We start from the raw sequence: 26,751 nt of genomic DNA, 5'->3' as shown, positions 1-26,751 counted from the left end.
CACGCTCACGCGCACTCAAGGTGCCGTCCGGCAGAACTGGTTTTCCTAATCCCGTCGTGACCGTTTGTCCATATCCTTCGTTCGACCTGCCTACACTCGCAATGGCAGATGAGAAACCCTCTCCGCCAGAGCCGATCTATGCTGCCAACCTCTTTTCCTCGTAGCAACCTCCGTTTGTCATAAGCGCCCACGCAATGCGCCCCATTCGGTTTGCGAGTGCCACCGTAATCAGCATAGGCGGCTTTTTGCCGATCATGCGCGACAACCAGGAATCTTCAACCGCGCCGCGCCTTGACGCCCAGCGAACAACGGCTGATGCGCCAATGATCAACAGTCGTCGAAGATCTCGCTGCCCCATCTTCGAGGTCTTGCCAAGGCGGGCTTTGCCGCCTGACGAATGCTGTCGCGGTGTCAAACCCATCCACGCGGAGAAATCTCGACCTCGTGTAAATGTCTCAGCTGGCGGCGCTAAAGCTTCGAGCGCTGTTGCGATGACAGGACCAACCCCGGGAATGCTCATGAGCCGCTTGGCAACATCATCGTGCCGAGCCCTTCGACCAATCTCCAGATCAAGCTCTCGAACCTTATCGATGAGAGCCCGCAATGTTGAAATCAGTGCCAGGCAAGGCGCACGTGCCGCATCCGTCAGGCTCGAGCTATCGTCTTCGACGTAGCTGATCAGAATACCGACGTGCGAAGGGCCTTGTGGAACAGTAACTCCGAACTCTGCCATAAGTCCGCGCAGAGCATTGATGATTTGGGTCTTCTGTCGCACCAGAAGGTCACGTACCTTGAACACTGTCGCCGCGGCCTGCTTTTCTTCGCTTTTGACTGCTACAAAACGCATAGTCGGTCGCATTGCGGCTTCGCAGATGGCTTCCGCATCAGCCGCATCGTTCTTCTGTCGTTTCACAAAAGGCTTGACGTAGATTGGTGCGATCAACTTTACTCGATGCCCGAGACGGGCAATCTCGCGGCCCCAATAGTGGCTTCCGGCACATGCTTCCATAGCCACGATGCAAGGATCAACATCCGAGAGAAAGGCAAGCAACTTCTTGCTTGAAATTTTTCGACGAAACAGAACGGCCCCATCAGCACTGGCACCGTGAACTTGAATTATGCTCTTGGCCAAATCCAGGCCGATTATGCTAATTTTTTCCATGGTCGCTCTCCCTACGAATGGTTCCAACGCAACCATCTTGGCACAAAGATGCCGTTGAGTGGGAGCGTCCACCCCATCGCTCACGTGAATTCTACTGACGAGCCACGTTAAAAACGGGGGGATTACCACGACGTTACGGATACCGGCGCGTACGCGCCGAAAAATTCAGCAGCCTCTCGATGCGATGCGGCGCCGTCAACGGCGGCACCTACACGTATACGAAGATCAATTGAAAGGGCTCGCGACATATCTTCCGCCCTCCATCGGCAGATAGCTTGAATCAAAATTGACCGCTTTCCAAAGCCATCTGATTCAATCAGTCAGGGAACGCTCTAGTATCCCTCTTTTCGCCTTTTAACTATACTTTCTTCAAATATTTTTTCTACCTTAACAGCTGCTTCCTTCCACGAAAACCTCAGGGAGTTCAGTTTCGCTCTGGCGCTCAACTCCGCATGCAAAGCCCTGTCTGTCGACAGCTGGTGGATTGCCAGCGCTATTTCCTTTGTATTTAGGGGATTAACGAGAATTCCCCCAGCGCCTGTTACCTCAGGCATAGACGATAGAATTGACGATATAACAGGTGTGCCGTACTGCTGAGCTTCAATTATTGGCAAACCGAAACCTTCGTACAGTGACGGCATTATTAAAAACCGTGCTTCACAGTATAGTTGCGATAATTCTCTGTCGCTAACGTAACCTGTTATCCTTACTGTGTCCTGAACATTATATTTTTGCACTATATCAGATAGTCGCCCCATCCCCCAACCCTGCCCACCAGCAAGGACCAACAAAATATCCTTTCTCAGATTACTTCCGAGTAAGCTATATGCTTCCAATAAACGGTTAAGGTTTTTCCTCGGCTCTAATGTTCCGACGAATAGAGCAAATGGTCTATCTATCCCGAATCTTTCCATGTCAGTATCTCTAATTAGACCGAGATTCGTGATACCAGGATAAACTAAGTGAAGCTTACCGGACGTCGCGGGATAGTAATAACTTACATCCTTCAGTGTTGCGTCCGATACGGTAACTATTGAGTCTGCGTTCTTTATAGCAGTGTTCATAAAAAGTAGTTCGCCAAGCCAAGTTTGCCAATGCATAGTCTCACTTGCTCGGCGCCAAACCATATCGTGTACGGTGACAACGCGAGCTGTATTCTTATGAAGTCCGCTCGGCAGTCGATGTGCGGGTCCCCAAAAGAGATCTAATTCATCCAGATTGGCCATCCTAGCGAGTCTCGTGGCACTCCAGAGTGTGCGTCTAAAAGCTCCATTTGCCTTTGACACCTTGATTTGGATGCCTTGAGCTTCTTGTATCGAATGGTTAGGGGGGGCTGGCATGTAGATAGTTATCGAGTGCCCCCTTTCCGACAGAGCTCTACACATCTGCCAAACGTATCTACCTATACCGCTCAAGTTATGAATTAAGTTTCGACCATCGACGCCAATTTTCACTTATCGACCCCAAACAATAAATCTCAGCCATTGATCCAGAGACCACGCACGATATTGTACAATCTTTTCGATACATACGAATATCGATGGGAATCACACCAACGTGACGCGCATGCAGATTTTTTAAGAAATAAATCGTCTCCAGTTCGAATACTTTCCCGCAACGCAATGACACCATTCGCTATTGCTTCCGGATTTGTTCCTGGAAGTTGGAAAACAACATCATTCACATCATCAAATATTGGTGCTGGCGAGACCGCTACAGGTTTATTTACTGCTAACCCATACCGAACTGCACCACTCGCCGACTCCGCAGTGTTCTGATAAGGGTACAAAATCAGATCGGCTGCAGATAATTGTTCCAAACTTTCGCGGTCTGATAAAAAATCAGTTGTTAGAGATACGACATCGTCCAACTTACCCCGTATCATAGATTGAGCTTCCCGGATTAAAGAAGCTGAAATAGGAGCGGGGAACTGAGCATTCAACATATTGAGTTTGACGTTAGCCCCTTTCTCTCTCAATAAATCAAATGCCTGAATAGTTTCGATTAGTCCTTTATGTGGTAGAAAAAAACCGTAAGTCGCCACCGTAAATGCGTCTTTATCAGTTCGATTATAAGCAGAATTTGCCGACCCTTCAAAATCTAAGATACCATGAGGAAAAATTGCGACATTCTCGACCAAACCGTATGTCTTTAGTCGATTAAGATCGCTACACCCGTGTACAAGCAAACGATCACAAAGTTTCAGCGCTGGAACGAGGTTCTCAAGCTTTTTTTCTGGTGTTTGGACCGGGTCAGTCGTCGAATGGAGGACGACAATTATCTTTCGACCCAAAAAATGATTCCGTTCTATGAAATTCGAAAAGCTCTTGAAGTTGAAAAAACCGTAGTTAAACTGAATTACTATTACATCTATATTATGGTCATCTATCGATGTCTGGGTTTCGCCAAGATTATCTTGATTATCATCACGCCAAGTGAATTGCACATCGCGACCATCGTTGCGGATGCGTTGGCCATCCTTTCTAGCGAATATCGATACCTGTCCTGGCCAATATTCCAAAAGGTGTTCTGAATACGTTGCTATGCCACATTTCGTATCCCAGGTAGTGACCCAACCTACTCGGGGTTCATTTTTCTTTTGCGCTAGGCCTAAGTCCTTGATTGACTGACTCAGCCTGTGTGCGACGTGCTGCCACCGGAACCGTTTTAGGAGGAGCGCCTTTCCCAGCTCAGCTTTCAATGAGCGCTCCTCAGCCGAACTAGCGTATGCCTCTTTCATTGCATTGACAATCGCGCACGTTTTTGGCACAGCCCATACGGAATCCGGCAGATCGATATGCGATTTGGCGAGTTTGAAATCATAGTCCAAGAGCCATGCGGTTTCTGTTGAACAAAAATCCATTTGTCCGCCCCACGCAGTTGTGATGACAGGTACACCCGAAAGCATCGCCTCTGCCAACGGCAAACCGAAGCCCTCAGCGAAACTCGGACAAACCAAGACATCACAAGCTTCATAGAGTGCCTTTAACTGAGACTCTTGCAAATCTTCCTCTAAAATTATCACATGCGGATAAAGCGGATTCCGTGATCTATGCCGATTCAATTGTGCTCGCACATCATTGTGAGGATTTGGAAAGGTCTTTATTATTAAAGATACATTATCTTTAATAGAGAAAGCAAAGCCGAAGGCCTCCAATAATAGATCTATGCCCTTGCGAGGGAAGCACGATGAAACATGTAAGAATTTGAATTCCCTACCTTCGAATGATATCTCTTTATCGGAAACGACTTTCTCCCAATGGTCGACGCCATTACCAGTAACTGAAAGTGGTAGAGCTACACCATTGCTTATGAGGAGGCTTCGTACATGGTTGGATACACATGCGATACCGTCGAGATAGTCATTGAACTGATCTACCCATTGTGAAGGAAATCCACTCTCCTCCCAAGCATAATTATGTAACATATTAATTTTACCACGCATATCAGATACACGCGGCGGGTAAATGTTTCTGCTCTGAACGTCATTCGCAAAAACATTGTATGTCTTGCTTCGGTCGTAGAGCTGCTTTAAGTCCGGGTGCTTCCTTAAAAATTGCGCGTTTGGTTCAAAGTCACCAAGGCCCTCAGTCGAATGCAGAGAAACGCGATTGCCGTTGACTTCTAACGCCCGAGCAATCTCGCGGTTGACAAGAGCTAAACTATATGTGCTGTCAAAAGGCCCCTCTAATCGCCAGTTAGACGATTCAGCTATCGGCCATGAGGATCTCACTACCCGACGCGCTGTTGTTTGATTATTCGCAATTTGTTGCGACCATTGCAGAAGATGACTCTTTTCGAGATCTGGGTCATCTGCAATTTTTTGACCTATGAATTCGATTAGAGCTGCGTACCGATTATCACGCAAAATACTATATTCTTCGAAATTTACATCTTTGACATCGGTCAAACTGTTTAGTGCCCCTAAGGCCAGCCCAGCGGAACGTTCCCAAGTGTAAATGGAACAACGAGTGATGGCATTTTCGATAAGTGCGCGCCGAAGCTCCTCATTCGTCAGAGCCTCCTTAATTTTGTCACATATCGAAAGAACATCGAAGGGATCGAATAGAGCCCCGTCGAAATCCACCAAAGCAGGCAAAGCAGCAGCGTTAGCCACGATTACTGGGGCACCGCATTTCATTGCTTCGAGTACTGGCAACCCAAGCCCCTCGTGATAAGAGGGGAATATAAACAAGCTACAATGTGAGTACAATTGCCTTAACGCCCGATCAGAAACATACCCAGTAAATATAGCTTGCTCTTCAGAAAGACCGTTCCTTGAACATTGCTCAACTAGTACATGTTGCTCGCCCGGTGATAAACGTCCAGCAAACACAATTTTATATTCTCTCTGCACATCAATTGGCAGCTTAGAGTAAGCACTAATCAATCTGGGTAAATTTTTTCTCGGATCTCCGCCTCCGGAATAAAGAATATACTTACCATCTATTATTTCATGAATCTCGTCTTTATCATCATCAAATTCGAAAAACGGTTCCGGAGCCCCGTCAATATTAATCACAACATCTGGATTCAAATGGCAATGCTGAAGTAATTCCTGTTTCGTATTGTCTGAATTTGTAAGAAAGAAGTCAAAATTTTTAACGCCTAATAGCGTATCCATATAAAAATTACTGTAACGCGGGTTTGGATCAAGATAAATATTTTTCTGTACAAGCGGTATAAGATCATGAATAAGCCCACCAACCAAAAAACCTTCCAAATTAACGGGTCGGATCGCATCGTCGACGTAACCTTCAAAAGGGCTAAGTATCAATAAGACATCGGGCTTGAGGTCAGCAATAAAAGTTGAGTAAATTCTCTCTTGTACAAGTCTATTTGGAACAGTCTCTATTTCCATAGCACGGACACCAGCTACCCCACTAAACAGTACGAGTTCACCGGCATCCAGCTCTTCAAAATATGCTTTCAACGGTTCGACCGTCTCAGGAAAAAGGTCACTGATAACAAAAATCATCTGATGATTACCAGATGTCCGAACCAAGCTATCGATCAGCGATTTTGCATAACGACCAATTCCGCGAAACCTACTTTCAGTCTGCAACGCCTGCAAATCAAATAGAATTCTCATTTCAGTAACTCATCTCTTACTATTCTTTATATCATCTAGGATGACACGCCCTCGTGGTGATAACGATACACGATGATTTATCGATCGTGCCGCACGAAAACTCACTTCTCTAGCATCTTCATAATAAGCTGTTTGTATCGCGCGCAGCCTGCGCTCAACACGCGGGTATTTTTGAATAACCTTTGTCACATAATTGGCTATTCTTGGCCTGAGTCGGATCCATAGTATTGCGTGAGCGAGTAGCTTGCGCCCAGCGCGCGTCGGCCTTGAACCGGATTTGAGTGTCGCCCATGCGACAATTCCGTTTCGCAACCAAGTTAATCGCCGGGAAAAAAAACTAAACAGAGCTTCTGCACGCCAGGATATAGACATCTCACATAACCTCACCTCAATCGCAGCAAGTGAAACAACTCGTTACACCTACGCGCCTCTAATTCCAGCCGATATCGCATTGACCTGCCACCTGATCAAGCGTTATCCGGAGTGCTACATGAGATCATAGACAAATTACAATACTATTGATCCCGCACTTAGATATTTGTGTCGGTATGATTACAGCACCACTCATTGAAGAGGGATTTAACCCTCGGTCATTGTCTTACCGAGACCGCCGTTGCGATGAAGTGCTAGATGTCGACATTGGGCGCACATCTTCACTTTCAGCTAAGAGCTCGATAAATGATTTCGATCTTGTCCTTGCATCTCGAAAGCCGTGTCCCGGACAATTTCGATTCTTATGCTCGTTGATTATCAGAGCGGCAAGGGCGGTAATAGCCGAGGTCACGGGCGGAACCGTTATGCAGCGACGTGGGGTGGCTCGGCTCAGTGCAACAGGAGACAACGAGGGTTATGCGTAAATTTCATCAATAGGTGTAACTGCTTGCCCTGGAGCAAATTGAGGTTCAACCCCGTACTTAACCAGATGGCGAGCGTCTATATTGAGTGAAACTACCTCACATGCTTTGGATTATTTGGCAATGGCCTTTTTGAGATTACGGCTAGACTTGTAAAAACGTTGTTCAGGAAGGGGTAACACGCTACTGCGTCGCGGCTCAACAGGTTTTTGCGCTTCATAAGACGTCCAACATCCAAACATCCATATCGTATCGTTAAACTGCCAGCGCACAAATTGCTACTGATAGTGTGTCTTAGTCCGTCCCTGTCTAACATCTGGTCGTAAGATCCCAAACCGATGGAACGTGGTTGGTTCCAAAGGAAGGACAGAGACCTCCAACGACGACGGAGGTCGCCATCGAAGAGATGGATCGTATCATCCTCTCCGTGGAACTCCATCGCCACAAAAGAGGTGTAGCCTGCGCTGCAATTGTTTTCGCCTCAGCGCAGCGAACCAACATTCCGCTTGATTTATCTGGACCACCGACGTCGGCGTGAAGCGAACGTACCAGTGTGGCCACACGAGCTTTAGCGTCATGGAACGATCCGGCAACAGGACGAATGCGGTCCAGATCCGAGAAATGGTGGTATGAAAGAGTTCGGTGCTGGGTGTGCCATCAAAAAGCTAGACCAATGTATGGCATCCTCGGGAGTGGAGTTCAACGTACTCTCGATGACATCAAAAAAGCTGAGCTTCCGAAACAGTTTGTGGAAGACCGGGCGCTGATACGTCTATACCAACCGGCGGCGCCATTTAGGTATACAATAGATAGCTCAGTAACAAATGGTTTTATTTATTATTCTTGGCTGGGGCGCCTGGATTCGAACCAGGGAATGCCGGTACCAAAAACCGGTGCCTTACCGCTTGGCTACGCCCCAACAAATCGGATCAAAGAGATCGATTGCGCGGGCTTATAGCCGCTCCCTGCGCCAAGTGCAATCGTCTATTGACGGATTCTGTCAGGCTTTACAACATGCTGCATAAGGGCTGGGGATAAATGCCGGCGCGTTTGCCGAATTCGGGCACGGGCGGGATTTGCGCAAGCCCTGAAAGCTGGTAATCGGATTGGAGAATTCCACATTGATCGGTTGTCGCAATGATCCTGCTGCTCGTTTCCTTCCTTTCAAGCGCCGTTCTTTGCGGCGTGGGCCTCTATCTTCTATCGAAACTGTTGCCTGCGGGTTTTCTCGCAGCAGGCTTTAATGCGCGTTCAAACCACAGCGTGGCTGCACGGCAGATCGGTGGCCTTGCTCTCATCCCGGCCATCCTGATCTCGCTTTTGATGTTTGGCACCGATCTGGGACTGACCATCGATCTCGTTCTGTGTCTGTCTGGAGCGTGCTTGTTGCTCTGGATCATCGGCGGGCTAGACGACCGTTTCGATCTTTCCGTTTCAACGCGGTTTGGCTCACAGTTCGTTGCCGCCTGCCTCGTCGCTTATGGTCTGGGTGCAGACTTCCGACTGCTTCCTGATCTGCTGCCGCATTGGCTGGAAATGATGCTGATCGTCATCACGCTTGTAGCCGCCATCAATGTCACAAACTTCATGGACGGTCTCGATTGGATGACTGTTGCAGGCATCGGTGTGCCTCTCGCGGGAATCGCGCTGCTGACAGCTTTCCGGCTCTCAGGCATGGAAAGCGGCTCAATTGCTGCGATAGCGGCTGGTGGTCTTCTGGGCTTCGCCGTCTTCAATCGCCCACCAGCAAGTATTTTTCTGGGCGATTCCGGTAGCTTTCCACTCGGCCTCATCGCTGGCACGGTGCTGTTATTATTGGCACGCGAAACACATATCATTGTCGCGCTCATCCCGCCGCTCTATTACGTGCTGGATGCTGGGACGACGATCATTTTGCGAGGCCTGGCGGGCGAGAACATTTTGAAGGCGCATTCAAAGCACGCCTATCAGGTCGCCAAGCGGGCAGGCTGGAGCGTGCTTAAAGTGGTGAGCCACGTCGCAATGCTCAATGTCATCCTGATAGGCTGTGCGGCCGCAATCATGGTTTTTGACCATGCGCTTTCGCAGATCATATTTCTGCTCGTCGCTGTAGTCGCCGTTCTATTGCTGCTGCTTGATTTCCGCGGCCGGTTCAGAAAGTTATAACTTCAAAAAGCACTTTGCGAATCGCGGCCACATCTTCGGTCTCCATCGAAGCCCTCAAAGCATCCAGACTTTTCGGAACGTCCACGGCAACTTTCTGGCCCTTTGGCGCACGCATGATCTTTGGATGACGCGTGGTTTGAGCCTGCGAAGGATCGTAGAAGAGCTCTTCATACATCTTCTCGCCTTCACGAATGCCTGTGACCTCGATCGCAATATCACCATCAGGATTATCGGCGTTACGCACAGTAAGGCCAGCGAGCAGGATCATATTTTCTGCCAGATCGCGAACCTTGACCGGATCACCCATCTCAAGAAGAACTGTATCGCCGGATTTAGCAATCGCTCCGGACTGCACAATCAGTTCCGCAGCCTCTTTAATCGACATGAAATAGCGGGTCATATCTTCATGCGTGAGCGTTACAGGTCCGCCATTAGCGATCTGTTCGCGAAAAAGCGGCACAACCGAACCATTGGAGCCCAAAACATTGCCGAAGCGTACTGAATAGAATGTCTTATTGCGCCCGGCCTTTTCAGCAAGCGTCCCGTAATAATAGACCACCAGCTCGGCCCAGCGCTTGGTCGCGCCCATGACATTCGTTGGGCGCACAGCCTTGTCAGACGATATCAGCACCATGCGCTCAACATCTGTCTCAAAAGCTGCTGCGGCAACATTCAACGTGCCAAACACATTGTTATAGATGCCGACAAGCGGGTTCTGCTCGACCAGCGGAACATGCTTATAGGCCGCACAATGATAGACCGTATCAACGGCATGAATGCGGATAGCTTTTTCAACACATTGCTGATTTGCGACCGTGCCGAGCACCGGAATGACATCGCATTGTGCGATCTGCCGTAACTGTCGCTCAATCTGATAAAGCGCAAATTCGCTCGATTCAAACAACACAATGCAGCTGGGATTCCATTGTGCAATCGTGCGGCACAGCTGGCTGCCGATCGAGCCACCTGCACCTGTCACCATAATGCGTCGGCCGTCAACAACCTCACGCAGAAGATCGACATCAGGCGGCACAGGCGAACGACCGAGCAGATCGTCGATTTCGACATTGCGCAGCGCACTGACCAGATATTTGCCTGCTGTCAGATCAGCAATAGGCGGCAGGATACGGGTGCTTACCGGAAGGCGACCGAGCAGACGCGCCAGTTCCTGGCGTTGCTTTTGATCGATTTCCGGTTCGGATATGACGACCTGACGAACGCCGAAATTCTCGATTAAACGTGGTATTGCCGCAATGTCGTAAACACGAAGGCCAATGATATCCATGCCGCTGAGATTGCCGGTAGGATCGACGAAGCCAATGACATGCGTGTCGCTATGGCTTCTAAGTGCGGTTGCCAGCTGCCGCCCAGGTTCACCCACGCCGATGATTAAAGCTGTGCTTGAATAGGACTTATTGGTTTCAGCGCTGCGCAACAGCCATTTGGCGCCAAAACGGCTGGCAGAAATGAGAACCGTGCTCAGTAGCCAATAAAGAAGCGGGACTGAACGCGGCAGACCAGCGCCGCCATAAGATTCCATAAGGAACACCAGCGCCACCCAGAAGAGCGCGGCAATGGCTGTTGCCTGAAAAATCGGCCAGATAGCGCGCTCAGCCAGATATCGTATAATTGCCCGATAAAGACCAAAACGAATGAAAACAGGTATCGCCAGAGCCGGAGCAATGGCAATCAGGAAAATCTGTGTTTGCGTCGGGACGAAAACGAAACCAAGACGCATGACAAAAGCGAGATAGGCACTCAGCAACAGCAAGATGCAGTCGCTAAACAGAAGAATAATCTGCTTACCGAAGCGCGGTAATAAAGCCAGTCTCTGCCATGGATATCTGAAACTCATACGAACATATCCTGCCCCCTCAAGGCGAGAATGCGAATAATCGCCGTTGAGGATTCGGCTAAACCCCACTCTTTTTTATCAGTGAAATCAGATATCTAGCTCAGATATCCGACCGTTTAACCAGCCCAATAGTCGCACCGTTAACATGAGTCCCCCCGCAGAGCCATATCAATTGACATTGCACGCAATCACGAAGATTACGCTATGACCCCTTAATTATCTGTTTTTATTCGATTTCTCTTAAACAAGCCATCCGATCCTGGTTTTATGCACTTAGTACTTTCGACTAACAAATAGGTGAGGGCTTATTTCTATATAAACACATAAATATTTCTTTATATAATATGGGATGAAGTGGCATTTACCCCATGTCGGTGAGTTGGCTGGTTTTTAGTGGCTTGCCCTCAGACAGCTTTCCGATACCGGCTATGGTTAAATCCGATTGCGATCTGAAAACCCGCAATTCTGACGAGGTGCGTCCTGCCCTCGTCAACATGATGGCGACAGCGCTGCGTAAAGCCTGTCGCGGGAAACCGGCCTGAGCTATCCGCCGTTTACGAGCGCTAAAATAAGCTGTTCGACATTGCCGCCCGATCCCATTTCAACACGGTCGAAATCACGGCCCTGCTGACGCTGAACAGCGACCAGCGCATTGATACGGTTGATCAGCTCGCGCCGCATTTTCTGGCATTTCGGATCGTTCGGAATGGAAAGCCCTATAGTTGTGCGGACAATCTCGCGCGTCATGTCCTTGGCCGTATCGCCATGCACAAGTTCATGCTTGTAGATGCCATCATAAAAGCGCTCCCAGTTTTCCTTCACCGGAGAGGAAAGCTTCTGCGATGGCTTTGGCAGCGTATAGGTGATTTTCAGTTTTGGCTTTGCCGAAACAATCGTGCAGCCATTGTTGGAATTGTCGAATTTGCGATCCCAGGTCAGAACAAAGGTCGTGTGTGCAATCACGCGGGATTTTCCCGCCTTTGGGCCACGCTCGCCGATGGATTCATAAAGCTGCGGACCGGTGCGGCCAGAAATTGCATAAGGTTTTATGGTTTCAATGGCCTTCCAGTCGTCTTCTGCATGGGCTTGTTCTGTAAGAGCCGCGCCCGAAAACAGAAAACCGAAAACAACACTCAATACAGCTATGCGCACGACGACTCCAAGCCCAACCAGCCAACACAATGGGCACAGGCTACAATATGATGGTGGCGAGCAGAAGCCCTTTCAATATCGGTGAGAACGAACCTGCGAAGCGGAACGAAATTCCCCGATTTGCATCTCTTCGAGCATTATTGACTATATCTTCATAGTTTCGTAGATACGTAGTTATGAACAAAACTGACCCAATCGACCCGGGCGTAAAAACCCACCTCGCGGCCGACGAGGCAAGTGAATTCCTCAAATCAATCGCCAACAATCACCGGCTCATGATCCTTTGCCGGTTGCACGGGGGTGAGAAGTCTGTGGGACAGCTTGCCGAGCTGATCGGCTTGCGGGATTCCACGGTTTCACAACATCTGGCTTTGTTACGACGCGAGGGCATTATTGCCGGACGCCGTGACGGGCAGACGATCTGGTATCGTGTGGAAAGCGATATAGCGCAGCAGGTGATGGCGGTGATCTGCAAACATTTTCAGATACCAGTGGTTGATTAGCTGGGTACTGAAGGCAACTGCATAAGCGACGATGAAGAAGTACACGACATGACCGACCAGACTATCGCCAGACGCAATATCTTTGTGCTGACTGCCGCGCAGGCGCTGGGTGCAGCAAGCCCGCCGATTATCATTTCGCTGGGCGGTCTGGTCGGCCAGCAGCTTTCTTCCGATCCGGCGCTGGTTACGCTGCCGGTCAGCCTGTTCAATCTTGGTCTTGCAGCAGGCACCCTGCCTGCAGCCTTTGTCATGCGGTCCTTTGGTCGTCGCAACGGCTATCTGCTGGGCGCATGTTTCGGCATGGCTGCAGGCCTCATTGCGGCCCTTGGCATTTTTTCGGCGTCTTTCGTCATCTTCTGTTTTGGTACATTCATTGCCGGCTTTTATGCCGCTTATGTGCAGAGCTATCGTTTTGCCGCAACCGATGCCGCAACAGGCGCTCTTAAAGCACGCGCTATTTCATGGGTCATGGTTGGTGGCCTGATCGCCGCAATCATAGGACCGCAGCTTGTTATCTGGACACGAGACGCATTGCCGGCAACGCCCTATGCGGGCAGCTTCCTGAGCCAGGCAGTCCTTGCCCTGCTGGCAATTCCCGTCCTTATGTTGTTCCGGTCACCAAAGGCTGCGAAATCCAGCAATGCTGCCGATAATGGCCGCCCGCTCAAAGAAATTTTGCTGAACCGGCGCTACATGCTGGCTTTGGCTGCTGGTGTTGTCTCCTACGGTCTGATGACATTTGTGATGACAGCCGCCCCTATCGCCATGGTTGGTCACGGCCATTCGGTCGATCATGCAGCACTGGGTATCCAGTGGCATGTGCTGGCAATGTTTGCGCCAAGCTTTTTCACCGGCATGTTGATCACCCGTTTCGGCAAGGAACGCGTGACCGCTATGGGCTTGCTGATTATTGGCTTGTCGGCAATCGTTGCGCTCTCGGGCCTTGATCTCACCCATTTCTGGGTCTCGCTGATCCTGCTCGGCATCGGGTGGAATTTTGGCTTCATCGGCGCAACCGCGATGGTTGCCGATTGTCACACGCCGGAAGAACGCGGCAAAGCACAGGGCGCGAACGACTTCTTCGTCTTCGGAACGGTTGCCTGCGCATCCTTCTTCGCCGGATCGCTGCTGCATTCATCTGGTTGGGAGACCATCAACTGGCTGATCTTCCCGGCAGTCGCTCTCATTCTTGTGCCGTTGGTCTGGCAATCTGCTCGAACGCAAAAGGCAAAAGCCACAGCATAAAAAAAAAAAAAAAAGCCGCAGATCACTCTGCGGCTTTTCTTTCAATCAGAAAACAATCTTACTTTTCGATTGTGCGGTTCCAGCGGCTGTTGAGTTGCTGACGGCCTTCGTTGACAGCATCCCAATCAAGCGTGTTGGCTGTCTTCATGTAGCCATTAAATGCGTCGAGCTTGGCCTGTGCATCTGGCGAACCGGCTTTTGCCTTCAGGTTCGATGGAATGACATTGCCATGATCAAGCGCCTTGCTCTGCGCATCAGCGGAAAGCAGGTAATGGGCGAGCTTCTGGCTCAGTTCAGGTTCGCTGTTGCCTGCAAGAACGCATTCGGTCACTGCGAGAATGACGGAACCTTCCTTTGGCTGTGCATATTCAACCGGAATGCCCTTGTCCTTCAGGTTGTTTACACCGGTTGGGGTCAGCGGGAAGATCGCTGCTTCGCCGGTCTGAACCATTTCCGAAATCTTGGCCGATGACGGGATGAATTCCAGAACGTTCTTGCCGATGGTGTCCGGGAACTTTTCAAAACCTGGTTCGAGGTTCTTGTCGTCACCACCCTGAATGCGGTTGAACATCAGGAATGCATGGAGACCGAAAGTCGAGGCGGAAGCCGACTGGAACACAACGGCATTCGCATATTTTTCGTCGGCGAAATCCATCCACGATGTTGGAGCTGCCCAGCCCTTTTCGTCGAACAGCTTTTTGTTATAGGCAATGCCGGTCATGCCCATATCAACGCCGATTGCCATATCGTCCTTCAGACGTGCAGCTGGCTGAATGTCGGCAAGAACCGGATCATCAGAAATTTTCTGGCAAAGACCGCCATTGATCGCACGCACCATGACGCCGTCATCGAGCAGCATGACATGCATCTGTGGCTTGTCTTTCTGCGCGGTTGCCTTGGCCAGAATATCAGCCGAAGTGCCCGGTACCACGACGACCTTGACGTTGTTGGCTTTTTCAAATTCCGGCAGAACGTGCTCGGTATAGGCGCGCTCCATGTTGCCGCCATTCATGCCAATATAGAGCGTCTTGGTTTCAGCCGACGCGCCCGATACAAAAGCTGTAGACAGGCCGAGTGCCATTGCCGCCATGGCGGTAATATGTTGATTTTTCATGCTTAGTTCCCTTCCATGTTAAGATTGGTATTGGTTGAAGTAAAACGGTTGATCGAAAATGCATCGATGGGTGTTTCTGTCTCGCCCTTGAGCGCAAGGTCTGCGAGGACCGCGCCGACTGCCGGTCCGGTCTGGAAACCGGCGCCATTAAAACCAAAGGCGTGATAAAGGTTCTTGACCCGGCTGCTTGGCCCGATCACCGGATTATCATCCGGCATTTCAGCTTCTGTTCCTGACCAGAAACGGATCACCTGTGCATGTTGGAGATGCGGAAACAATTCGATTGCGCGCAGCATTACCGAGGACGCCGCATTGACCGATGGCCGCGAAAAATCCGGGTTTTCAAGCGGCGTACCGCGTCCGCCACCCATGACATAATTGCCGCGCGTGACCTGACGGCCGTAGAAACCACCGCCTTCTTCGCCAAGGCTCATCGGCAAGCGAAACGGCATCGGCTCGGTCACAACCATTGTGGGATAAATCCGCGTCAACGGTACCGGCTCACCGAATGAGGCTGCAAACCGATCCGACCAGGCACCCGCGCAATTGAACAGAAGGCGCGAGCGGATTTCGATGCCCTCGCCGGCCAGAATGGCAAAACCATCGCCGGTTTCATGCACTTCGATGACCGGTGTGTTTTCCAGCACGGTTGCACCTGCAGCCTGTGCGGCGCGGGCAAAAGCAGGCGAAACCAGTCGCGGATTGGCATTGCCATCTTCCGCACAAAGCGAAGCACCTGCAACATCGCCCGGAAGCCAAGGGAAACGTTCGCGCACGGCATTGCCGCCGATCAGCTCAACATCGAGACCGAGCGGCTTCACTCTTGCTGCATAGGCTTCTAGCTTGGCGAAATGCGCTTCAGTGCGGGCAAGCTTCAAATGTCCACTGCGGTTATATTCGCCATCGATACCGATCAGTTCCGGCAGACGCGCCCACAATTTGTGCGAACGCTGTGCAAGCGGCAGCTGTTCCGGCGCGCGGCCCTGCCTGCGAACGCCGCCATAATTGACGCCGCTTGCCTGCGCACCGCAAAAGCCCTTGTCGAGCAGAATGACCGACAATCCGGCCTGACGCATGAAAAGCGCCGCCGATCCGCCGACAATCCCGCCGCCAATAATAACCGCATCCGCCTGGAGTTGTCTGGTCATGACGAAGCGCCTTCCTTGGCCGGAGCGCCAAAGCCGAGCGGGATCGGCTTGACCGGTGCCTGAGCACGGATACGCCCGAATTCTGCAGGCGTTTTGTCCTGCATCGACGCCAGAAGTTCTGCGGCGGCAGCGGTACACATACGCCCCTGACAACGGCCCATGCCGACACGGGTAAGCGCTTTGAGCCGGTTGATCTCACGCGTATCACCTTCGCCGATGACTGCCTTCGCATCACGCACCGCAATTTCTTCACAACGGCAAAGGGTGACATCGCCTGCAATCGTGTCGAACCAGTCGCGCGGGAACGGGAAGGCTTTTTCGACGATCAGGCGCTCGCGATAGATATGATCGAGCTTTGTGAGAAGCCCGCGTTCCGTGTCTTCGTCAAACGGCAGGCCCATGTCGCGGAGCAATGCAATCGCGGCCAATGATCCGCGAATTTCAGCAGCATCGGCACCAGCAATACCTGCACCGTCACCCGCCACATAAACACCTTCGCGGCTTGAACGGCCAAGCCTGTCTGCTGCAGGAAGCCATGCGCGGTCGCGTTCTTCAAAGCGGAATTCGCAACCGGCGAGATCGGCAAGCTGGGTTTCAGGACGCAGAGCAAAACCATAAGCCAGCGCATCGCACTGAGCCTCGCGAACGTGCTTGCCCGTGCGAAAGCGAATGCCTTCAACATGGCCTTCGCCCAGAACTTCATCCGGCCGGACATTATAATGGATCGGCACGCCACCAAGCTTGAGACGCAGACCATAATAAGCGCCGAGCGCCACAATGCGCGGCGCATAAAGCGCAAGATGTGCCAGATGAAACTTGGAGGTGAAGGGTGCAGTGTCGAGAACTGCTACGACCTTCGCACCTGCATGATGATACTGCCAGGCCACCAGATAAAGCAGCGGGCCTGAACCCATGAATACCACGCGTTCGCCAACTGTGCAGCCTTGCGCTTTGAGCGCCGTCTGCGATGCACCCAGCGTGTAGACGCCCGGCTTGGTCCAGCCTTTAAACGGCAGAACACGGTCGGTCGCGCCGGTTGCGAGGATGAGATGGCTATAGGCCAGCTGGCTATGCGAGCCGTTGGTCAGAAGATCAAGACGATCGCCCTCGCCGCGCGTGATATTCCAGACGAGCGTTTCCGGGCGATAATCGATTGCGCCGCGCAACGTGTCAAACGTCTTGTGCAGCGCTTCGGCCTTATGCGCTTCCGATCCATAGCGCGCTTTATAGCTGCGGCCATCATCGAAAGGCGGTCGGCGATAAATCTGGCCACCTGAACGAAAGCCTTCATCAAGCACGATGGGCTTAAGACCCGCTTTGACCAGCGTTTCGGCAGCGCGAATGCCTGCGGGACCAGCGCCAACAATAACCGGATTGCGCAACGCGCTCATAGTGCTGGCTCCGTTACAAAAGCCATGCCGTCTTCCAGAAGCGTGGTGCAGGCACGAAGCTTATAGCCCTCGGCAGTCATCACATGACAATCCTGACACGCGCCGATCAGGCAGAAGCCCGCACGCGGTTCTCCGGTAAATTCCGTATGACGCAGCTTTCCCTGCACCGAGAGAATGGCGGTCAACACGGTATCGCCACGGCGGCCCTCAAAAGGCACGCCGTCGAGCGAGAAGCTGATCGGCTGCTCAGTCAGCCGATACCGTCTGCGGAACTGAGCCGCGGCAGGCGAAACCGGGAATGTCATGATCTGCCTGCTTAGCCTTTACCCACCAGCAGTCGGTCGAGACCGAACATACGATCGATAATAATCATGGTCACGGTGGCAACGAGGATCATCAGGGCCGACACAGCCGCCATCATCGGATCGATGGATTCACTTGCATACATATACATGCGGACCGGCAGCGTAACCGTGGACGGCGAAGTGACGAAGATCGACATGGTCAATTCGTCAAACGAATTGATGAAGGCGAGCAGCCAGCCACCCGAGAGACCCGGCAGCAACAGTGGCAGAGTGATGCGACGGAACACAGTCCATTCGCCAGCACCCAGAGTGCGTGCCGCGTTTTCCGCATTGCGATCCATGCTGCCAAGCGAAGCAAGGATAAGGCGCAGCGCATAAGGCGTGACGACAATCGTATGTGCAGCCACCAGCCAGCCAAATGTGCCGGTGAAACCCATCAACGTGAAAAGACGCAGGAACGCAACGCCCAGAACCAGATGCGGGATAATCAGTGGCGACAGGAACAGCGCGTTGAGCGCATCGCGGCCACGGAACGCATATTGTGCAATTGCAAGGCCTGACGGCACGGCCAGCGCCGTTGAAAGGGTTGCTGAGAACAGAGCAAGCTTCAGACTGTTGCCAAAAGCCGTCATGAAGTCATTATGCGCGAAAACCGCCTGGAACCAGCGAAGCGAAAGACCGTTCCACGGCATGGACAGCGTGTTTTCCGGCGTGAAAGCCACCAAACACACCACCACCATTGGCGCCAGCATGAAGATGACGATCAGCGTGTGGAAGAATAGAGCGAAAGGACCGTTCTTGACCATGGCCGTTACCCCAGCTTCTTTTTCGCTTGCCCTTCGAGCATGCGATTATAGGCGATCATGATCACAAGGTTGGCGACCAGAACGATGATGGCGATGGCAGCACCCAGCGGCCAGTTCAGCTCGATCAGGAATTCGTCATAGACGACGGTTGCCGCCATTTTCAGACGACGTCCACCAAGCAGACCCGGAATGGCAAAGGAGCTGGCCGAAAGCGCAAACACGATGAGGCTACCCGACAGGATGCCTAAAACTGCCTGCGGAAACACCACGCGGCGAAGCGCTGTCAGGCGCGATGCACCAAGCGTCAGCGCTGCTGCTTCCACCGACGGGTCGAGCTTCTGCAGAACAGTCCACACCGGGATCACCATGAATGGCAGCATGATATGCACCAGACCGATGACAATGGCTGTTTCGCTGTAAAGGATCTGCGTGGTCGGCAGACCGACCATGTCGAGCACGCTGTTTACAAGGCCATTGCGCCCCAGCAACATGCTCCAGCCGAATGTGCGGACCACGACCGAGACCAGAAGCGGGCCAATGATCACCAGCAGGAAGATCGAGCGCCATGGCTTGCGCATGTTCGAAAGAATATAGGCCTCGGGCACACCGATCAGCACCGTGATGACAGTTGTGATCAATGCCAGTTTGAGCGTGCGCCAGAAGATTGCGAGATAATACGGGTCTTTGAGAACCTGCGTATAATTGGCAAGCGTGTAGACGTCCTCGATGCCCTTGTCGTAGCTATAGCTATTGAACGACAGCAGCACGGTGAGACCGAGCGGCAGCAGCACCAGCGCGAAAAAGAGAAGCGTCGAAGGTCCGACCAGAAAAAGCGGGAGCAGATTGCGCCGCTCTTTGGCCGAAGCGTTTTGATCCTGTGAGGTGACAGCCGACATGCTTAGTTCACCCCTGCGGTGAGGATGCGGCAATCGTCATGGTTCCAGCTCAGACCAACTGCCGTGCCTTCAGCCGGCGGCGGGTTGCCGAGATTAGGCAGGGCGACCGAAAGCTGGCCTGCTGGCGTTGTAACACCGAGCAACCATTGCGCACCCATGAAATAGCGGGTCGAGACTTCACCTGCGATATGGCCTTCGTCTGCTGCAACAAGCTGCACCTTTTCAGGACGGATGAAGACGGACAGCTCGCCCGATACCTTCTTTCCGCCTTCCTGCGCTGGAGCCGGAAACCGGATGGCCGTATCGGCCAGCGAAATGACGTCACCCTCGGCGCGCGCTTTCAGGAAGTTCGACTTGCCGACGAAGTTGGAAATGAAGTGGTTATGCGGGTGCTCATAGAGCTTATATGGCGCATCGACCTGTGTAATCAGGCCCTTTTCCATGACCACGATGCGGTCGCTGATCGAAAGCGCTTCGGCCTGATCATGCGTTACCATTATCGTGGTGATACCAACGGTGCGCTGGATGCGGCGCAGTTCAAACTGCATTTCTTCACGCAGCTGCGCATCAAGATTGGAGAGCGGCTCATCGAGCAGCAGAACCGGCGGATTGATGACCAGCGCACGCGCAATGGCCACACGCTGACGCTGACCGCCCGACATTTCACGCGGATAACGATCCGCAAGTGCGCCCAAATGCACCAGTTCCAGCACGTCGCGAACGCGCTTTTCGCGCTCTGCCTTTGGAACATTGCGCATTTCAAGGCCGAAGCTCACATTCTGCGCAACCGTCATATGCGGGAACAGTGCATAGCTCTGGAAAACGACGCCCAATTCGCGCTTGGCTGGCGCAAGGCGCGTAATTTCGCGGCCATCAAGGGTGATCGTGCCCGCCGTTGGCGGCACCAGACCGGCGATCATCTGCAAGGTCGTGGTCTTGCCACAGCCAGAAGGGCCGAGAAGCGAAATGAACTCGCCCTTTTCAATCGTCAGATTGAAATTGTCGACAGCCGCGAACTTGCCGTAGTGGCGGGAAATTCCGGAAAGGGTCAAAAAGCTCATTGCATCTCCCTCTCGGCATGACTTCCGCCTGAATTTGCGGGGGAGCGGAAGCGCCGTGATGTTGTCTCACGTCGCCTCTTCGATAGGGCTAGCTGGCGGGAGCGGCTCGACCGCGCATCAAGCGCTGATCAGACTTGGGTCGTTTGAACGCGTGTTTGTCCGGTCACTGATGCAACCGTGGCGTTCCCCTTACTTCAAGTTAAAACCGCCGACCCGCTTACGGCATCCTCTGGATACCTTGCCGGACCTTCCCATTGGCGACGGATTTTAAATGGCAGAAAATTTTGAACGATTACAAATTATAATTTTCAATTTCGGAAGAAATTATATATTTCTTTCAAAATGCAGAATTTGGAAGCAATTTTATGGATGATATATCAGAGAATATGAAATCTGGTGCCGCGCTTAACTCAAGTCTGGTGAAGGCAATTCATATTCTGAAAGGTCTGGCAGCCAGCACGGATGACGGCGTGCGGTTAATCGATCTGGCGCGCGAGCTTGAGTTAAGCCAGCCTTCGGCCCATCGTTTGCTCAAGACGCTGATTGCGGAAAACCTTGTCGAGCAGCTTCCCGACAAGAAAGCCTATCGTCTGTCGCTGGAGTTTTTCGCCATGGCAGCGCAAGCTCGTCAGCGCGATGGAATTCTGAGCCTCGCCCGCCCTTCCCTCTTGCGACTTTCAACCACCTTCAATGATACGGTCTTCCTGCTTGTGCGCAGCAATTTCGATGCGGTCTGTCTTGATCGCGTGGAAGGGCCGTTTCCGATCCGCTCTTATACTGGCGATATCGGTGGCAAGGTGCCACTTGGCATCGGCCAGGGCAGCCTTGCCATTCTGTCCTTTCTGCCGGAAGAAGAGCGCGAGGCGATCATCCGTTTCAACATGCCCCGCATCCTGGACAAGGCCACAATTGACGAGGTTGATCTTCGCATCATGATAGCGGAAGTGCGCGAAACCGGCGCATCCACCTTCAACTTCAACATGATTGATGGCATGGCGGGCTTGGGTGTTCCGGTGCTTAATCGCAGCGGCGAAGCGGTGGCGGCACTCAGCATCGGCACGCTGGCCTCACGATTAACAGAAAAACGTCAGCACACGATCACGGAACTTTTGCAGCGTGAAGCAGCCGCTATTTCCGAGAAACTCAACCCTTTTGACCCGGCTTTACGTCACCCCAGTCAGGCATTCGTGAAATAATCGAACGCTATAACAGCATTCCACGCAATAGCCTTATCTTGTCCACAGATGCCCCCGAAATTGGAGATTGACTTGCACTTGCCAGCATCGTTTGATCGGGCAAGTGTGGGGGATCTGTAGAACGAGGCGAAAAGCCCTAAGCAGAAATTCCATCTCTTTATTGATGTAAAAATGGAGTTCTGTTGTGTTCAAGTTCACCAGACGGGGAATGTTTCATCTTGCTCTCGCTCTCGCCGGATCCACGGCGATGGGCACAGTTGCCACCACGGCAGCACAGGCTCAAGACAAGATCCTGCTCATCATCAATGGCGCGCTCGGCGATAAATCCTTCTTCGATTCCGCTGCCAATGGCATGAAGATGATCAAGGACAAATATGGCGACGACGTCGAAACCAAGATTCTCGAAATCGGTGATGATCCGACCAAGTGGGAACCGGTCTTCCTCGATGCATCCGAACAGGACTGGGATCTCATCATCGGCGGCACCTACCAGATGTCGGAAACCGTAGGCTCCGTTGCGCAGCAATATCCGGACAAGAAATACGTCCTCTATGATGCAAGCGTGCCTTATGAAGAAGGCGGCTACGACAACGTTTATTCGATCCAGTACAAGCAGAACGAAGGTTCCTATCTCGGCGGGATGCTGGCGGCTTCGCTCCTGAAGGACGGCAAGCTCGGCGATACTGGCAAGAATCTCGGCTTCCTTGGCGGCATGGATATTCCGGTCATCAATGACTTCCTCGTTGGCTATATTGCTGGCGTGCAGGCAATTGAGCCGGACACCAAAATCGCGATCTCCTATGCAGGCTCCTTCATGGATGCGGCAAAGGGCAAGGAACTTGGCCTCGCGCAGTATCGTTCGGGTGTATCGCTCGGCTTCGTCGTTGCCTCGCAGACCGGCCTTGGTCAGCTTTCGGCTGCAAAAGAAACCGGCAAGTACGTTCTGGGCGTTGATTCCGATCAGGAAGCCATCTTCAAGGACAGTGATCCGGCAATGGCCAAGCAGGTCGTCAGCTCCGTGTTGAAGAATGTCGATGTCAGCCTTCTGCAAGCCTATGACCGCTTCAAGGAAGGCAATCTTCCATTCGGCAAGGCTGAAGCACTTGGCCTGAAGGAAGGCGCTGTCGGCATCGTGCAGGATGGCAACATGGCTTCCATGGCCACGCAGGAAATGAAGGACGCCATCAAGAAGGCCTCCGATGAAATCTCCGAAGGCAAGGTCACGGTCCCAACCGCATTTGGCATGAGCACCGAAGATCTCAATGCGATCCGCAAAAAGGTTCGTCCATAATCGTGGAAAAACAAGCTGAAAACATTGAAGGCGGCGATGCAATCGTCGCCTTCCGAAATGTGAGCAAGGTCTATCCGAACGGAACGGTTGCACTGCGCGATGTGTCGTTTTCGATCCGCGCCGGTTCGATCCACGCCATTTGCGGCGAGAACGGTGCAGGCAAATCCACGCTCATGAAAATCCTGTTCGGCATCGAAAATGCCACCGCAGGCGAGATCGTGATCGACGGCCAGACGATCTCATCATGGTCGCCGGAAGATGCCAGCGCCCGAGGTATCGGCATGGTGCATCAGCATTTCTCGCTGGTGCCGACACTGACCGTCACCGAAAATATCATTCTCGGCCATGAGCCGGTAAAAGGCGGGTTTATCGACCGTGTGAGCGCGCGTAAATCGGTCGAAGAGCTGATGCAGCATTATGATCTGCACGCGGATCCGGATGCGATCACTGGTACGCTTTCGGTTGCAGCCCAGCAGAAGATCGAAATCCTCAAGGCGCTGGCGCGTCGCACACGGCTCTTGATCCTGGATGAGCCGACCGCCGTTCTTTCGCCGCCCGAAATTGAAGAGTTGATGCGCAGGCTGAAAGCACTGCGTGATGAAGGCATCACCATTCTCTTCATTTCTCATAAGCTCAATGAAGTGCGCGAGCTGGCTGAAAGCGTCACGGTCTTGCGCGCAGGCGCAGTTGCAGGAACCGAAAAGCTCGCTGATGTGCCGGACGATGCCATCATGCAGATGGTGATGGGCCACGCGGTCGAAATTCCGGAACGCGCGCACAAGCTGAATGCGACGCAAACAGTCCTTGAAATGAAGGGCGTCACCATTGAAGCCCTCGACCCTGCCGACCGTATCCGCGATGTAAACCTCACCATTGGCGAAGGCGAAATCGTCGGTGTAGCCGGTGTTGATGGCAGTGGCCAGCGCGGACTCGTTTCCGCATTGTCTGGTCTGATGCGCGCATCTCAAGGTGCAATCACCCTTAACGGCGCAGATATGGGCACTGCCGACACGGCCAGCTGGCGCAAAAAAGGCCTGGCCTATCTGCCTGCCGACCGCTTTTCACAAGGCGGTGCGCCGGGCCTGTCTCTGGCTGAAAACACGATTGCCGGCACGGACGGAAACCGCGACACTGATTTCGGCCCTTTCCTGCGATGGAGCGCGATCAAAGCGCGTGTCAGCGGCATGATTAAACAATATTCGGTGCGTGCAGGTGCGATCACCGAAAGGCTCGACTCGCTGTCGGGCGGCAATGCGCAGAAGCTTATCGCTGCGCGCGAACTTGCCACCAAACCGAAATTCCTGATCGCCGATCAGCCAACACGCGGCATTGATGTTTCAGCAGCAGCCTTCCTGCATCGACGCATCGATGAAGTGGCGCAAGGTGGTTGTGCTGTGCTTCTCGTCAGCGCCGATCTTGATGAATTGCTGCGGTTGAGCGATCGCATCGTCGTGTTCTTCAATGGTCGCATAGTTGCCGTTCTCAGAAACGGACCCCGTATTACTCCAGCGGTCCTTGGACCTTATATGCTGGGCACGCGAGATGCAGCCTGATGCGTAGATTTATATCCTATCTTATTCCCTTCTTTCTGACCGTGCTGGTGATCGGCGTCATCATGGCGCTGCTGCTCGTGCCATTGGCCTTGATGCAGGATAATCCGGCAGGTGTGCTCAAGACCTTCTTCCTCGGACCATTTGGCAGCATTCGCCACATGGGCAATGTGGTGGAAGCTGCAACCCCGATCATGCTGACGGGCCTTGCCATCACCATTCTCTTCCGTTCCGGCCTGTTTAATCTGGGTGCTGAAAGCGGCTTTTATCTTGGTGGACTGGGTGCTGTTGCGGGAGCCGTTCTTCTGCCGTCGCTTGGTTGGTTCTCGCTGCCGGTTGCCATTTTGTGCGGTGCGGTTGCGGGCAGCTTTGCCTGCACGATCCCCGCAGCGCTGCGCCTGCGTTTCGGCGCATCTGAAATGGTAACGTCACTGGTTCTCAACTACGCCTTCCTGTTTCTTGGGCTGTTCGTGCTCAATTATGTCATTCGCGACCCGGCTGCGGGTGGTATGATGTCCATGCGCATTCCACCCGAAGCAAAGCTCGACCGGCTTCTGGCAGGCACGCGGCTTAACAGCGGTTCGATCATTGCCATTCTCGCCTGTATCGCAGGTGGCATCTGGCTTTACTGGACACGTTCCGGTCTCAATATCCGCATTGCAGGCTCCAGTCCCGGATTTGCAAATCATCTGGGCCTGCCGCTCAAGGGCATCATCATGCGCGCGCAGATCGTTGGTGGTCTGGTGGCAGGCATGGCCGGTGCGCTCGAAGTTTTGGGCTTGCATAACCGCTTCGCATGGCTCGACCTGCCCGGTTACGGCTGGACGGGGCTGGTGGTTGCCATCCTTGGCCGCGAAAACCCATTCCTGCTCATTCCGGCAGCTTTGTTCCTTGGGTTTGTTCAGGTTGGCGGCGATCTTCTCGCCCGCAACATGAATATCCCGACCGAAGTTGTGGGCCTTGTCACCGCCGCTATCATGGTTGGTGCCACGGCAAGCGTCATTCACAACCATCCAACCGTGCTGCGTGTGATCCGAAACCTGCGCAATCGTGAAGGAGAGCAGTCATGAGCGCAGTTCTCGCACAAATCCTCGATCCGGCGTTCATCGCCACCATTCTGCGTGTCGGCACGCCACTTTTGCTGGCAGCGCTCGGCGTGATGATTTCTGACCGTGCAGGCGTGCTGAATATCGGCATGGAAGGCATGATGCTGATTGCAGCGCTGATTGCGGTTCTCGCAAGTGCGGCGACGGGAAGCCCGGCCATCGGTCTCCTTGCGGCCCTTATAGTCGGCGCCTTTCTCGGCTGGTTGATGTCGCTGTCTGTCAACAAGCTCGGCACCGATCTCATCATGACCGGCATCGCGCTCAATATTGCCGCGGCAGCAGGCACGACGCTGGGGCTTTTCGTTGCCACTGGCGACAAGGGCATGTCGGGCGCGTTGAAAAGCGGGGCGTTGCCAAGCCTCAGCATTCCTTATATCGGCAATATCCATATCCTGAGCTTTGTTGCATTGCTGGCTGTTCCGGCCGTCAGCCTTCTGATGATGCGGACGCGGTTCGGCCTTCATCTGCGCGCAACGGGTGTTGATCCCAAATCCGCGCGCGCTGCAGGCATTCACACCGGACGCGTTCAGATGCAGGCGCTTATACTTTCTGGCATCTTTGGCGGTGCTGCAGGCGCCTATCTCTCACTCGGCTATGTCACTTGGTTCGGCCAGAACATGACCGCTGGTCGTGGCTTCATCGCCATTGCAGCCGAAGTGATGGGGCAGGGAACGGCGTGGGGAACGCTGGTCGCAAGTCTTGTGCTGGCTGCAGCGGAATCGCTGGCAATCACCCTGCAAAGCCTTGGACTGCCGTTCGAGCTGATGCAGATGATCCCTTATCTCGTGCCCGTTGTGGTGCTGACGGTACATGCCGCAAGAAGACAGCGGCGTGCAAGACAGTTGAAGAAATCCTGAAATGCATGAAAACGAGAAAAAC

General features: G+C 52.8%; 20 protein-coding genes, 1 tRNA gene and 1 pseudogene. 8 read left to right on the top strand and 14 right to left on the bottom strand.

Annotated features, from left to right (window positions below; translation table 11 throughout):
• Positions 1–136 precede the first annotated feature (136 nt).
• From CEV34_RS22030 to CEV34_RS22010, 5 genes and pseudogenes are all read right to left on the bottom strand, one after another.
• Positions 137–1,162, bottom strand: a complete 1,026-nt coding sequence (locus CEV34_RS22030) for an IS110 family RNA-guided transposase (RefSeq protein ID WP_094544516.1) — start codon at positions 1,160–1,162, stop codon at positions 137–139.
• A gap of 125 nt (positions 1,163–1,287) precedes the next feature.
• Positions 1,288–1,410, bottom strand: a pseudogene (locus tag CEV34_RS22025) (IS630 family transposase); the annotation flags it as partial.
• An 84-nt stretch (positions 1,411–1,494) separates the two neighbouring features.
• Entirely contained in the window at positions 1,495–2,616 is a 1,122-nt protein-coding gene (locus CEV34_RS22020) for a glycosyltransferase family 4 protein (protein ID WP_094544515.1), read from the bottom strand.
• A 23-nt stretch (positions 2,617–2,639) separates the two neighbouring features.
• Positions 2,640–6,254: a glycosyltransferase gene (locus CEV34_RS22015; RefSeq protein WP_094544514.1), complete on the bottom strand. Its 3,615-nt coding sequence runs from the start codon at positions 6,252–6,254 to the stop codon at positions 2,640–2,642.
• Positions 6,255–7,952: 1,698 nt separating this feature from the next.
• A tRNA-Gln gene (locus CEV34_RS22010) sits at positions 7,953–8,027 on the bottom strand.
• Between the two features lie 218 nt (positions 8,028–8,245).
• On the opposite strand from CEV34_RS22010, the gene CEV34_RS22005 reads away from it, so the two are divergent.
• The gene (locus CEV34_RS22005; protein ID WP_094544513.1) at positions 8,246–9,253 is read left to right on the top strand and encodes an MraY family glycosyltransferase; all 1,008 of its coding nucleotides are present in this window, start codon (positions 8,246–8,248) and stop codon (positions 9,251–9,253) included.
• Here CEV34_RS22005 and CEV34_RS22000 read toward each other — a convergent pair.
• Both CEV34_RS22000 and CEV34_RS21995 read right to left on the bottom strand, forming a co-directional pair.
• Entirely contained in the window at positions 9,240–11,108 is a 1,869-nt protein-coding gene (locus CEV34_RS22000) for a nucleoside-diphosphate sugar epimerase/dehydratase (RefSeq protein WP_094544512.1), read from the bottom strand. The genes CEV34_RS22005 and CEV34_RS22000 overlap by 14 nt on opposite strands.
• A gap of 543 nt (positions 11,109–11,651) precedes the next feature.
• The gene (locus tag CEV34_RS21995) at positions 11,652–12,260 is read right to left on the bottom strand and encodes a DUF922 domain-containing Zn-dependent protease (protein ID WP_374891550.1); all 609 of its coding nucleotides are present in this window, start codon (positions 12,258–12,260) and stop codon (positions 11,652–11,654) included.
• A gap of 176 nt (positions 12,261–12,436) precedes the next feature.
• Here CEV34_RS21995 and CEV34_RS21990 point away from each other — a divergent pair, with 176 nt between their 5' ends.
• Together CEV34_RS21990 and CEV34_RS21985 are read left to right on the top strand one after the other, a co-directional pair.
• On the top strand, positions 12,437–12,763 hold the full coding sequence (locus CEV34_RS21990; RefSeq protein ID WP_007877386.1) for an ArsR/SmtB family transcription factor: 327 nt from the start codon (positions 12,437–12,439) through the stop codon (positions 12,761–12,763).
• A 48-nt stretch (positions 12,764–12,811) separates the two neighbouring features.
• Positions 12,812–14,008 (top strand): MFS transporter, encoded by a 1,197-nt coding sequence (locus tag CEV34_RS21985; protein ID WP_094544510.1) that lies wholly within the window; start codon positions 12,812–12,814, stop codon positions 14,006–14,008.
• 58 nt (positions 14,009–14,066) lie between these two features.
• Here the strand turns inward: CEV34_RS21985 and CEV34_RS21980 are convergent, their stop codons facing one another.
• Genes CEV34_RS21980 through CEV34_RS21950 form a run of 7 tightly spaced genes read right to left on the bottom strand, consistent with a single transcriptional unit; the run spans position 14,067 to position 20,729 of the window.
• Positions 14,067–15,122, bottom strand: a complete 1,056-nt coding sequence (locus tag CEV34_RS21980; protein ID WP_064321367.1) for an ABC transporter substrate-binding protein — start codon at positions 15,120–15,122, stop codon at positions 14,067–14,069.
• A 2-nt stretch (positions 15,123–15,124) separates the two neighbouring features.
• Positions 15,125–16,270 carry an NAD(P)/FAD-dependent oxidoreductase gene (locus CEV34_RS21975; protein WP_094544509.1) on the bottom strand — a complete coding sequence of 382 codons (1,146 nt, stop codon included), beginning with the start codon at positions 16,268–16,270 and terminating at the stop codon, positions 15,125–15,127.
• Positions 16,267–17,661, bottom strand: coding sequence for an FAD/NAD(P)-dependent oxidoreductase (locus CEV34_RS21970; protein ID WP_094544508.1), 1,395 nt, complete (start codon positions 17,659–17,661; stop codon positions 16,267–16,269). Before CEV34_RS21970 ends, CEV34_RS21975 begins: the two co-directional genes overlap by 4 nt.
• Positions 17,658–17,966, bottom strand: a complete 309-nt coding sequence (locus tag CEV34_RS21965; protein WP_094544507.1) for a (2Fe-2S)-binding protein — start codon at positions 17,964–17,966, stop codon at positions 17,658–17,660. Before CEV34_RS21965 ends, CEV34_RS21970 begins: the two co-directional genes overlap by 4 nt.
• An 11-nt stretch (positions 17,967–17,977) precedes the next feature.
• On the bottom strand, positions 17,978–18,772 hold the full coding sequence (locus CEV34_RS21960; RefSeq protein WP_007877395.1) for an ABC transporter permease: 795 nt from the start codon (positions 18,770–18,772) through the stop codon (positions 17,978–17,980).
• Between the two features lie 5 nt (positions 18,773–18,777).
• Entirely contained in the window at positions 18,778–19,668 is an 891-nt protein-coding gene (locus tag CEV34_RS21955) for an ABC transporter permease (protein WP_007877396.1), read from the bottom strand.
• A gap of 2 nt (positions 19,669–19,670) precedes the next feature.
• Complete coding sequence (locus CEV34_RS21950) at positions 19,671–20,729, bottom strand: ABC transporter ATP-binding protein (protein ID WP_094544506.1); 1,059 nt, start codon at positions 20,727–20,729, stop codon at positions 19,671–19,673.
• Positions 20,730–21,094: 365 nt separating this feature from the next.
• Here CEV34_RS21950 and CEV34_RS21945 point away from each other — a divergent pair, with 365 nt between their 5' ends.
• From CEV34_RS21945 to CEV34_RS21925, 5 genes are all read left to right on the top strand, one after another.
• A complete protein-coding gene (locus CEV34_RS21945) occupies positions 21,095–21,925 on the top strand; it encodes an IclR family transcriptional regulator (protein ID WP_007877398.1) in 831 nt (276 codons plus the stop codon).
• 184 nt (positions 21,926–22,109) lie between these two features.
• Positions 22,110–23,216 carry a BMP family ABC transporter substrate-binding protein gene (locus CEV34_RS21940; protein ID WP_094544505.1) on the top strand — a complete coding sequence of 369 codons (1,107 nt, stop codon included), beginning with the start codon at positions 22,110–22,112 and terminating at the stop codon, positions 23,214–23,216.
• 2 nt (positions 23,217–23,218) lie between these two features.
• Positions 23,219–24,769: an ABC transporter ATP-binding protein gene (locus CEV34_RS21935; protein WP_094544504.1), complete on the top strand. Its 1,551-nt coding sequence runs from the start codon at positions 23,219–23,221 to the stop codon at positions 24,767–24,769.
• Positions 24,769–25,836, top strand: coding sequence for an ABC transporter permease (locus tag CEV34_RS21930; protein ID WP_094544503.1), 1,068 nt, complete (start codon positions 24,769–24,771; stop codon positions 25,834–25,836). The genes CEV34_RS21935 and CEV34_RS21930 overlap by 1 nt, the downstream gene beginning before the upstream one ends.
• The gene (locus tag CEV34_RS21925; protein WP_007877405.1) at positions 25,833–26,729 is read left to right on the top strand and encodes an ABC transporter permease; all 897 of its coding nucleotides are present in this window, start codon (positions 25,833–25,835) and stop codon (positions 26,727–26,729) included. The genes CEV34_RS21930 and CEV34_RS21925 overlap by 4 nt, the downstream gene beginning before the upstream one ends.
• Positions 26,730–26,751 lie beyond the last annotated feature (22 nt).

Source organism: Brucella pseudogrignonensis (assembly GCF_002252525.1).
Lineage (GTDB): Bacteria > Pseudomonadota > Alphaproteobacteria > Rhizobiales > Rhizobiaceae > Brucella > Brucella pseudogrignonensis.
This window is presented reverse-complemented; position numbering and strand designations above follow the sequence as displayed.

Excerpts from the sequence above, each read along its gene's own strand:
- CEV34_RS21980 (WP_064321367.1), bottom strand. The coding sequence starts at position 15,122 with ATGAAAAATCAACATATTACCGCCATGGCGGCAATGGCACTCGGCCTG.
- CEV34_RS21925 (WP_007877405.1), top strand. The coding sequence starts at position 25,833 with ATGAGCGCAGTTCTCGCACAAATCCTCGATCCGGCGTTCATCGCCACC.
- CEV34_RS21990 (WP_007877386.1), top strand. The coding sequence starts at position 12,437 with ATGAACAAAACTGACCCAATCGACCCGGGCGTAAAAACCCACCTCGCG.
- CEV34_RS22000 (WP_094544512.1), bottom strand. The coding sequence starts at position 11,108 with ATGAGTTTCAGATATCCATGGCAGAGACTGGCTTTATTACCGCGCTTC.
- CEV34_RS21960 (WP_007877395.1), bottom strand. The coding sequence starts at position 18,772 with ATGGTCAAGAACGGTCCTTTCGCTCTATTCTTCCACACGCTGATCGTC.
- CEV34_RS21970 (WP_094544508.1), bottom strand. The coding sequence starts at position 17,661 with ATGAGCGCGTTGCGCAATCCGGTTATTGTTGGCGCTGGTCCCGCAGGC.
- CEV34_RS21955 (WP_007877396.1), bottom strand. The coding sequence starts at position 19,668 with ATGTCGGCTGTCACCTCACAGGATCAAAACGCTTCGGCCAAAGAGCGG.
- CEV34_RS21985 (WP_094544510.1), top strand. The coding sequence starts at position 12,812 with ATGACCGACCAGACTATCGCCAGACGCAATATCTTTGTGCTGACTGCC.
- CEV34_RS21965 (WP_094544507.1), bottom strand. The coding sequence starts at position 17,966 with ATGACATTCCCGGTTTCGCCTGCCGCGGCTCAGTTCCGCAGACGGTAT.
- CEV34_RS21975 (WP_094544509.1), bottom strand. The coding sequence starts at position 16,270 with ATGACCAGACAACTCCAGGCGGATGCGGTTATTATTGGCGGCGGGATT.
- CEV34_RS22030 (WP_094544516.1), bottom strand. The coding sequence starts at position 1,162 with ATGGAAAAAATTAGCATAATCGGCCTGGATTTGGCCAAGAGCATAATT.
- CEV34_RS21945 (WP_007877398.1), top strand. The coding sequence starts at position 21,095 with ATGGATGATATATCAGAGAATATGAAATCTGGTGCCGCGCTTAACTCA.
- CEV34_RS22005 (WP_094544513.1), top strand. The coding sequence starts at position 8,246 with ATGATCCTGCTGCTCGTTTCCTTCCTTTCAAGCGCCGTTCTTTGCGGC.
- CEV34_RS22015 (WP_094544514.1), bottom strand. The coding sequence starts at position 6,254 with ATGAGAATTCTATTTGATTTGCAGGCGTTGCAGACTGAAAGTAGGTTT.
- CEV34_RS21950 (WP_094544506.1), bottom strand. The coding sequence starts at position 20,729 with ATGAGCTTTTTGACCCTTTCCGGAATTTCCCGCCACTACGGCAAGTTC.
- CEV34_RS21930 (WP_094544503.1), top strand. The coding sequence starts at position 24,769 with ATGCGTAGATTTATATCCTATCTTATTCCCTTCTTTCTGACCGTGCTG.